Source organism: Microbacterium flavum (assembly GCF_018717645.1).
In the GTDB taxonomy this organism is placed as follows: domain Bacteria; phylum Actinomycetota; class Actinomycetes; order Actinomycetales; family Microbacteriaceae; genus Microbacterium; species Microbacterium flavum.
This window is the reverse complement of record NZ_JAFLHG010000016.1, coordinates 57,866-67,378: the sequence shown is the minus strand read 5'-3', so window position 1 is coordinate 67,378 and position 9,513 is coordinate 57,866. Positions and strand designations below refer to the sequence as shown.

Genomic DNA, 9,513 nt, shown 5'->3' with positions numbered 1-9,513 from the left:
GCCGGGGGCCGCCGACGGGGATGCCGACGTCGCGGGCGCCGAGCCGGCGGTCACGGGCGCCGAGCCGGCGGTCACGGGCGCCGAGCCGGCCGGAGCGCGGTCCTCGGCTGGAGCGGGCTCCGCGGCGGGAGTCCCCTCGGCGCCGGACCCCGGCGATGCGACGGGGCGGGCCGGCGGGCCGGATCCTTCGGATCCTCCCCCTGACGCGTCGTCGTGCCGGGCGACGTATCTCACGCGCACACCCAGCACCGTGAGGATCGCTCCGCGCAGATCCTCACTGGGGCCCTTCCCGGCAGCGAGCTTCTTGAAGGACGCCACATCGCCGGCGCTCCGGAATCCGAGGGTCAGGACCTCGTCCGCGTACGCGATCGGTGTCGCGCCGGTCGCGAGCATCCACGAGGTGCGGCTCACCGGCTCGAGCGTGCGGAGGACCTCCGGCCACGCCTCCACCATGCGCGCGAGCGTCACTGGACCGGAAGGGGCGGGCTCTGCGGGCGGGGTGCTCTCCGCGGGCGGCGCGGCCCCCGTCGGCGACTCCGCACGTGCCGAGGAGTCGGGGGTCACTGAAGCCCGGGCGGGGGTCGACAGCGGAGCAGAAGCGTCGGTCGCGGCCGCCGCCGGAGCGGGCGCGGGTGCCGCCGCCGGAGCGGATGCGGCCGGAACGGATGCCGCCGGACCGGATGCGGCCGGTGCGGATGCGGCCGGTGCGGGAGGGGTGACCGCCGCGGCCGGTGCCGATGCCGCAGGCGCGACGGCGCCCGGCGCGCCCTGGACCTGCACGCCGGCGGCGAGCACGCGGGCGACGAGCAGCTCCAGCTGCAGGCGCGGCGAGGTCGCGCCGGTCATGTCGTCGAGAGTGGCGACGACGAGGTCCGCGATCCGCGACAGCCGCTCCGCGCCGAACGCGGCCGCCTGCCGCGACATGCGCTCCAGCTCGTCCGCGGGGAGACCGCGCAGCACGGCGGAGGCGCCCTCGCCGGTCGCCGCGATGATGATGAGATCCCGGAGGCGCTCGAGCAGGTCATCGACGAACCGGCGGGGGTCCTGCCCGGTCTGCACGACCCGGTCCACGGCGGCGAACGCGGCGGCGGGGTCGTGCGCGCCGAAGGCATCGACGACTTCGTCGAGCAGCTCTGCGTGCGTGTAGCCCAGCAGGGCGACGGCGCGGGCGTAGGCCACGACACCGTCCTCCGAACCGGCGATCAGCTGGTCGAGGAGCGAGAGAGTGTCGCGTGGCGACCCGCCGCCCGCGCGCACGACGAGCGGCAGGACGCCCGGTTCCACCTGGACGCCCTCCTGTCCGCACAGCTCCTCGACGTAGCCGAGCATGGCGGCGGGGGCGACGAGGCGGAAGGGATAGTGGTGCGTGCGCGAGCGGATCGTGCCGATGACCTTCTCGGGTTCGGTCGTCGCGAAGATGAACTTGACGTGGTCCGGCGGCTCTTCGACGAGCTTGAGCAGCGCGTTGAAGCCCTGCGGCGTGACCATGTGCGCCTCGTCGAGGATGAAGATCTTGAACCGGTCGCGCGCCGGGGCGAAGATCGCCCGCTCGCGCAGATCGCGTGCGTCGTCGACGCCGTTGTGGGAGGCCGCGTCGATCTCGACGACGTCGAGCGAGCCGCCGCCGCCGCGGCCGAGCTCGACACAGCTGTCGCACGTACCGCACGGGGTGTCGGTCGGCCCCTGCGCACAGTTCAGGCAGCGGGCGAGGATGCGGGCGGACGTGGTCTTGCCGCAGCCGCGCGGACCGCTGAAGAGATAGGCGTGCCCGACACGATCGCCGCGCAGCGCGGTCATGAGCGGATCGGTGACCTGCGACTGCCCGATCATCTCGCCGAAGCTCTCGGGCCGGTAGCGGCGGTACAGGGCGGTGGTCACCCGACCAGCCTACGGCGTGGCGCCGACATCGCGGCGGCGAGCGCCTCCCGAGGAGGAGCGAGGGCGGGAACACCGGAGCGGGTCTCGCCGTTGCACCCGGCGTGGAACCGGAACCCGTCGACGTCGCCGTGATCGGCGCGGGTCAGGCGGGTCTCTCCGCGGCGTACCACCTGCGCCGCCGCGGGTTCTCCCCCGCGCCGGCGGACGGCCGATCCTTCGTCGTCCTGGACGCCGAAGACGCGCCGGGCGGCGCGTGGCGGCACCGCTGGGCGTCGCTGCGGATGGCCACCGTCAACGGCATCCACGAGCTGCCCGGCGCTCCGGTTCCGCCGGCGGACCCGGAGGCACCCGCGCGGGAGGTGCTCCCCGCCTACTTCGCCGACTACGAGCGGCGCTTCGACCTGCGGGTGCGACGCCCGGTCCCCGTCCACGCCGTCCGCCGCGCCGACGACGACCCGCACGGGAGACTCCTCGTCGAGACGGATGCCGGGACCCTCGCCGCGGGCTGGGTCATCAACGCGACGGGGACGTGGCGCCGCCCGTTCTGGCCGCATGCCCCGGGCGCCGAGACGTTCCGCGGACGGCAGCTGCATGTGCACGACTACGTGTCGGCCGGCGAGTTCGCGGGCCTGCGCGTCGTGATCGTCGGCGCCGGGATCTCGGCGGTGCAGTTGCTCGAGGAGATCTCCCGTGTCGCCGACACCTTCTGGGTCACCCGGCGCGAGGTGACGTGGGATGCCGCCGAGTTCGACACCGCGGCGCGGATCGCCGCGATCGCAGGCGTCGAGGAGCGCGTGCGACGCGGCCTGCCCCCCGGGAGCGTCATCTCGGTGACCGGTCAGCACCGGACGGCGTGGTCGGAGTCGGCGCGAGCGCGGGGCGTGCTCGTGCGGCATCCGATGTTCACGCGGATCGAGCCGGACGGCGTCCGGATGCCGGACGGGTCCCTCGAGCGCGCGGACGTCATCCTCTGGGCGACGGGCTTCCGGGCCGACATCCCCCACCTCGCCCCGCTCGGCCTCCGCACCGCGGAGGGCGGCGTGCGCGTGCGCGACGGACGGTCGATCGACGAGCCGCGCCTCTTCCTCATCGGCTACGGCCCGTCCCAGTCCACCATCGGCGCGAACCGCGCCGGGCGCGACGCCGCGCGTGCGATCGTCGCCGCCGATCGCACGATGGCGTCCGCCGGCTAGCACCGCACGTCCGCCGCGCCTCCGCGCCGCGTCGGCGGGATCGAGTCGGTCGTCGGGGCCGAACACCCGCCCCGCGTTACGATCGAGCGGGCGGCGCACCGTCGGACCGCCCGGAGCAACGGAGCAGGGAGGCGGGATGAAGACCTCCGCGCGTGCCCCCTTCGGCGTCGTCGGAACCGTCCTCACGATCCTCGCGCCCGTCCTCCTCGTCGCGGGAGCGATCGCGACGCACGCCGGTCGCCTGATCGAGGGCGACGTGCTCCTCGTCGCGGCCGTCCTCGTCGCGGCCGTCGCCGTCTGGTCCGTGTTCCGGGCGAGAGCGCGCGATGTCCGTGAGATCACCCGGCTGCGGGCCCTCGCGCGCCGGAGGTCCGATCAGGTCTCGATGCTCAGTCACGAGATCCGCACTCCCCTGGGCGTCATCCTCGGCTCGGCCGAGCTCCTCGCCGAGGGCTCGCCGGGCCCGATGCTTCCGCGTCAGCAGGCGTTCGTCGCGCGCATCATCGACAACGCGGCGCGGATGCAGTCGCTGGCTGAGCAGCTGCTCGTCCAGGCGCGATTGGAGTCGGAACAGTTCGTCCTGAACGCGCGCGACGTCGATGTCCGCGGCCTCATGCGCAGCGTGACACAGGAGCTGACGCCCCTCGCCGGAGCGCCGATCATCCTGCACACCCCCGGCGCGCCGGTGGATGCGCACGTGGATCCCGACCTCATCCGTCTGGTGGTGAGCAACCTCGTCATGAACGCCGCTCGCAGCAGCCCTGGGTCCGAGGGCATCGAGGTGCGCGTGCACCCCACCGAGGACCACGTGCTCATCTCGGTCAGCGACGGCGGAACAGGGATGACCGACGCGCAGCGCGATCGGCTGTTCGCGCGATTCGCGAGTGGACAGCCGCTCGGCAACGGCACCGGGATCGGCCTGTTCATCTCGCAGCAGCTCATCGAGCTCCACGGTGGCAGGATCTTCGTGGACACGATCACGGGGAAGGGCACGACGATGATGTTCACGGTTCCGGCGGCGGTGTCGCGTGGGTGAGGCTCCCCTCGCGTTCGTCGTCGACGACGAGCCGGCGATGCTCGAGATCATCACATTCGTCCTGGAGACCCAGGGGTTCCGGTGCGAGTCGTTCCGGGCGGCGGAGCCGGCATGGATCGCGCTCGGCCGCCTCCGGCCCGATCTGGTCGTGCTCGATGTCATGCTGCCCGGGATGAGCGGGGTGGAGCTGTGCGCGCGGATCCGGGCCCACAGCGACGTCCCGGTGATGCTCGTGACCGCCAAGGGCGAGTCCGACGACCGCATCGCGGGATTGGAGGCGGATGCTGACGACTACGTGGTCAAGCCCTTCCACCCGCGTGAGCTCGCCCTCCGCGCGCAGCGCCTCGTGCGTCGCAACGAGGCGCCGGCGGGTGTCTCGACGCGCGCCGGCCTCCTCCGGGTGGACCCCGGCGCCCTCGAGGCCGTCATCGGCACGGAGAAGGTGGCCCTGACGATGGGGGAATACCGCGTCCTGCAGGCGCTGCTGACCCAGCCCGACGAGGTGATCGACTTCCGCGCACTCCTGATCGCAGGATGGGGCGAGGCCGATCGCCTCGGCGGACGCGAGATGATCAAGACGACGGTCTACCGCCTGCGCCACAAGTTGGACGCGGCGGCGCCGGGCGCCGGACAGGTCGTCGAGAGCGTTCGCGGAGCGGGATACCTGATCCGCTCCGCCGCGGCGACGACGGTCACAGATCTGTGACCGACCGTCACCGTCCATCCACTGACACGTCGCGCGCCCGCTCCTAACGTCGATGGGGTACCGACACCCCGGCAATCCCGAACGAAGGAGTTCACCCATGAAACGCGCTGCCCTCTCCGGAGCCGCCCTTCTCAGCCTGATGGCCGCCACGCTGGTCGGCTGCTCGACCGCGTCCGGTGACGCGTCCGCCTCCGGCGACAAGGAGCTCAACTTCATCTGCAGCCCGCAGGAGGACTGGTGCCAGCAGGTGGCCGCCCAGTTCACCGCCGAGACCGGCATCGCCGCGAACTACGTGCGGCTGAGCGGCGGCGAGGCGGTCGCCCGCCTGGCGGCGTCCGGCGATGCGCCCGAGTTCGACGCGTGGTTCGGCGGCGGAGCCGACGGGCACATCGCGGCCGATGCGGAGGGCTTCCTGGAGAAGTACGTGTCCCCGGGCGCGGAGCAGATCCCCGCCGAGTACAAGGACGCCGACGGAACCTGGACCGGCATCTACGTCGGCGCGCTCAGCTTCTGCTCGAACACCGACGTCCTGAAGCGGATCGGCGCGGACGCTCCCGAGTCGTGGGAGGACCTCCTCGACCCGGTCTTCAAGGGCAACATCGCCATGGCCCACCCGGGCACCTCGGGGACGGCCTACCAGGCGCTGTGGACCCAGGTGATGCTCAACGACGGCGACCAGGATGCAGCGCTCGACTACTTCGGTCGCCTTCACAGCAACATCCTGCAGTACTCCAAGAGCGGCAGCGCGCCGGGCCAGATGGCCGGCCGCGGCGAGGTCGCGACGGGGATCATCTTCGCGCAGGACTGCCAGAAGTTCATCAACGAGGGCTTCACGAACCTGCAGACGACCTTCCCGAAGGAGGGCATGACCTACGAGGTCGGCGCCGTCTCGCTCCTGAAGAACGCGAAGCACCCCGATGCCGCGAAGAGCTTCATCGACTGGACGCTGACCGCGGCCGCTCAGGACATCGCGCCCACGGTGGGCACCTACAGCGTGCCGACCAACCCGGACGCGACGATCACCGACGACATGGTCGATCTGTCGAAGCTCAACCTCCTGCACGAGGACATCTCCGTCGCCGGCGACACGCGCCGCGAGCTCACCGCCCGCTTCGACGCCGAGGTCGCGCCCGCTCCCAAGGAGTGACGGGCCGAAGAGGAATTCCGATGACCACCACCATCGAGTCCGCGGCGGCGCCGATCGTCGCCGCGGCCGCTCCCACACGAAGGCCCCGCCGCCGCGGCGGTCGTTCGTCCCGCGACCGCAGCGTCGTGATCCTCGTCACGATCGTGAGCGTCATCCTGATGCTGCTGGTCGGGTTCCCGCTGCTGAACCTTCTCGGAGCCGCGGGCTCCGAGAAGGGGCTCGCGACGCTAGGGCAGATCTTCACCAATCCGACCAACCATCGAATCGTCGGCAACACCATCGCCCTCGGCCTCTGGGTGGGAGTCCTCGGCACCGTCGTCGGCTTCCTGTTCGCCTACGCGCAGGTGCGGCTGAAGTTCCGCGGCAAGCGCCTGCTCCACCTGCTGGCCCTCATCCCGATCGTCGCGCCGCCGTTCGCCGTCGCGACGGCCGCGATCACGCTCTTCGGCCGCAACGGCGCCATCTCGAACGGCGTCTTCGGCCTGCAGGCGGACATCTACGGACTGCCCGGTCTCGTGTTCGTGCTGACGCTGTCGTTCTTCCCCGTGGCGTACATGAACATGAAGGGGATGCTCGAGAGCCTCGACCCGTCCCTCGACGAGGCCGCGGCCGACCTGGGCGCCAGCAAGCTGCGGATCTTCGTGACCGTGACGATCCCGATGATCGTCCCCGGTCTGGCCGGGTCGTTCCTCCTGCTGTTCGTCGAAGGCATCGCCGATCTCGCCAACCCGCTGGTCCTGGGCGGCGACTACACGGTCCTGTCCACCCGCGCCTATCTGGCCGTGACCGGCGAGTACAACACCTCGGCCGGAGCCGCGTACTCGCTCGTCATCCTCCTCCCCGCGATCCTGGTGTTCCTGGTCCAGCGGTACTGGGTCTCCCGCAAGAGCGTGGTCTCGGTGACCGGGAAGCCCGCGGGGACGAGCGAACTCATCTCGTCGCCCTCGATCCGCGTCCCCGTGCTCACGATCGTCGGCTTCCTGTGCCTGCTCATCGTCGTGATCTACACGACCGTCCTGATCGGCGGGTTCCTGCGCGTCCCGGGCGTGAACAACGAGTTCACCCTCGACCACTTCGCCTTCGTCCTGGGCGGGATCGGGTCCAAGGCCATGATCGACACGACGGTGATGGCACTCATCGCGGCGCCGATCGCCGGCGTGCTCGGCATGCTCATCGCGTGGCTGGTGGTGCGCAAGCTCCGCCGCGCCGCGGGCCTCATGGACTTCGTCGGGATGCTCGGGCTCGCCGTGCCGGGCACCGTGCTCGGCATCGGATACGCGCTGGCCTACATGACGCCGACGATGATCGGCGGCATCCAGATCCTCCCGGCGCTGGCCGGCGGGTCGGCGGCCTTCGCCGGCGGTCTCGCGATCGTCATGGTCTACGTCACCAGGTCGCTTCCGTCGGGGCAGCGCGCGGGTGTGTCCGCGCTCCAGCAGATCCACCCTGCGATCGAGGAGGCGTCCACCTCCCTCGGTGCGGGATCGGGCACGACGTTCCGCAAGGTCACCCTGCCGTTGATCCAGTCGGCGCTCATCACCGGCGTGACCTTCGCGTTCGCGCGGTCGATGACGACCCTGTCGCCCATCGTCTTCCTCACCACGCCCGGGATGAAGATCATGACCTCGCAGATCCTCGCCGAGGTCGACTCCGGGCGCTTCGGCAACGCGTTCGCCTACTGCACCGTGCTCATCGCCATCGTGCTGAGCCTCATCCTTCTCTTCAATGTCATCATCAGAAAGGTGGTCTTCCGTGGCCGCACCCACCAGCGTTGAGTCGACCGGCACGATCGGGCTCACCGCCCTCGCCGACTTCACCGCAGACGAACCGACCGGCCGCATCACTTTGAACGGCCTGACCAAGCGCTACTCCGGGAGCTCCGACGACATCGCCGCCGTCGACGACATCGACCTCGACATCCGTCCGGGCGAGTTCCTCACCCTGCTGGGACCCTCGGGCTGTGGCAAGACCTCGACCCTCCGGATGATCGCCGGATTCGAGGAGCCGACGAGCGGATCGGTCGAGCTCGACGGGGCCGTGATGAATTCGGTGCCGCCGAACAAGCGCCCGATGTCGATGGTCTTCCAGTCCTACGCGCTGTTCCCGCACCTGTCCGTGCGCGACAACGTCGCCTACGGCCTGCGCCTGAAGAGGACGCCCGCGGCCCGGATGGCCGAGGAGGTCGACACGATCCTCACGATCATGAACCTGTCCTCCTATGCCGACCGGGCGCCCCACCAGCTCTCGGGCGGTCAGCAGCAGCGCGTCGCACTCGCGCGCGCTCTCGTGATGCGACCGAAGGTGCTCCTGTTCGACGAGCCCCTGTCGAACCTGGACGCGAAGCTGCGCGTGCAGATGCGCAACGAGATCCGCCGCCTGCAGCGACGCCTGGGCATCACGAGCATCTTCGTCACCCACGATCAGGACGAGGCGATGACGCTGTCCGACCGCGTCGTCGTGATGAGCAGGGGAAGGATCGAGCAGGTCGACACTCCCGACGCCGTCTACCGCCGCCCGGCATCCGTTTTCGTCGCGGACTTCATCGGGCGTGCGAACTTCCTCGATGCGGCGGTCGTGTCCGCACCCCAGGACGGGCGGATCGCCGTGCATGCGCTGGGCCGACAGTTCCACGTCGACTGCCATCCCGAAGTCGGGATCGACAGCCGCGTTCTGCTGATGGTCCGCCCGGAGTCGGTGCGGCTGCGCCACCTCGCCGCGGGCGAGGGCACGGATGCCACGGAGGTCCGCGATGACATCGGGCGCGTCCTGAACGCGATCTTCCACGGCGACACCGTCGAGTACGAGATCGAGACGACCTCAGGCACGATCGTCGCCTCGGTCTCCGACCCGAGCGTGGACGAGATCTTCGCGCCCATGGACGTCGTGCGTGTCGACGTCCCGAGCGACCGCGGCTGGGTCCTCCCCCGGGCCGAGGCTGACTGAGGCACGGAGCCCGACGGAGAGCCAGAGGGCCCGTTCCCGCCACCCGGTGGGAGCGGGCCCTCACCGCGCGCGCGATCCTCGCCGCAGACCGGGCGGATCAGGCCACGACACCGAGTGTCATCAGCGCGACGGATGCCGCCATGCCGGCGTATTGGGCGCGGTCGAGCATCGAGCGGCCGCGCCGGGCGAGGACGACCGACGCCGCGACGTAGGCGGCCGCGGCGATCGCGGCCACGAGGGCCGGGGCGGGCGCCGCGTGGTGCGAGTGCGGCGGCGCGACCAACGCCCCGCCATCGCCCGCCATCGCGAGCATCAGCGCGGCCATCACGATCATGCCCGTCGCGGCGTGCACGGGCAGGGCGCCTCCGGCATCGGCGCGTCGCGCCCGGGCGCGCGCCGCGAGGGCCATCGCCGCGGCGAGGAGCACGACGGCCCAGCACACCACGGGGATCAGGCCGGTCACCGCGGCATCCGCCATCGCGACGATCATCACCACCGACGCGACCACATCGCCTGCTCGCCGGGCGCGGCGGTCCGCCGCGAGGCAGCACAGGCTCAGCGCGGCGGGGCCGAGTGCGAGGAGATGGAGCGTCACGACATCAGCCTCGCG

The 9,513-nt window shown here is 71.3% G+C and carries 8 protein-coding genes; 6 read left to right on the top strand and 2 right to left on the bottom strand.

Annotated elements, in window-relative coordinates:
- Positions 1–1,878 (bottom strand): DNA polymerase III subunit gamma and tau (locus J0P97_RS14560; RefSeq protein WP_215488512.1); only part of this gene is annotated, 1,878 nt, incomplete at its 3' end.
- 101 nt (positions 1,879–1,979) lie between these two features.
- Here J0P97_RS14560 and J0P97_RS14555 point away from each other — a divergent pair.
- The 6 genes from J0P97_RS14555 to J0P97_RS14530 all read left to right on the top strand — a co-directional run bounded on the left by J0P97_RS14555 (position 1,980) and on the right by J0P97_RS14530 (position 8,903).
- A complete protein-coding gene (locus tag J0P97_RS14555) occupies positions 1,980–3,071 on the top strand; it encodes an FAD-dependent oxidoreductase (RefSeq protein WP_215488511.1) in 1,092 nt (363 codons plus the stop codon).
- Positions 3,072–3,207: 136 nt separating this feature from the next.
- Positions 3,208–4,107, top strand: coding sequence for a sensor histidine kinase (locus tag J0P97_RS14550; protein WP_215488510.1), 900 nt, complete (start codon positions 3,208–3,210; stop codon positions 4,105–4,107).
- Positions 4,100–4,813 carry a response regulator transcription factor gene (locus tag J0P97_RS15965; protein WP_215488509.1) on the top strand — a complete coding sequence of 238 codons (714 nt, stop codon included), beginning with the start codon at positions 4,100–4,102 and terminating at the stop codon, positions 4,811–4,813. The genes J0P97_RS14550 and J0P97_RS15965 overlap by 8 nt, the downstream gene beginning before the upstream one ends.
- A gap of 97 nt (positions 4,814–4,910) precedes the next feature.
- Positions 4,911–5,960, top strand: a complete 1,050-nt coding sequence (locus J0P97_RS14540) for an ABC transporter substrate-binding protein (RefSeq protein WP_215488508.1) — start codon at positions 4,911–4,913, stop codon at positions 5,958–5,960.
- 20 nt (positions 5,961–5,980) lie between these two features.
- On the top strand, positions 5,981–7,735 hold the full coding sequence (locus J0P97_RS14535; protein ID WP_215488507.1) for an ABC transporter permease: 1,755 nt from the start codon (positions 5,981–5,983) through the stop codon (positions 7,733–7,735).
- A complete protein-coding gene (locus J0P97_RS14530; RefSeq protein ID WP_282837968.1) occupies positions 7,713–8,903 on the top strand; it encodes an ABC transporter ATP-binding protein in 1,191 nt (396 codons plus the stop codon). The genes J0P97_RS14535 and J0P97_RS14530 overlap by 23 nt, the downstream gene beginning before the upstream one ends.
- Positions 8,904–9,000: 97 nt before the next feature.
- Here J0P97_RS14530 and J0P97_RS14525 read toward each other — a convergent pair whose 3' ends face one another.
- Positions 9,001–9,498: a hypothetical protein gene (locus J0P97_RS14525; protein WP_215488505.1), complete on the bottom strand. Its 498-nt coding sequence runs from the start codon at positions 9,496–9,498 to the stop codon at positions 9,001–9,003.
- Positions 9,499–9,513 lie beyond the last annotated feature (15 nt).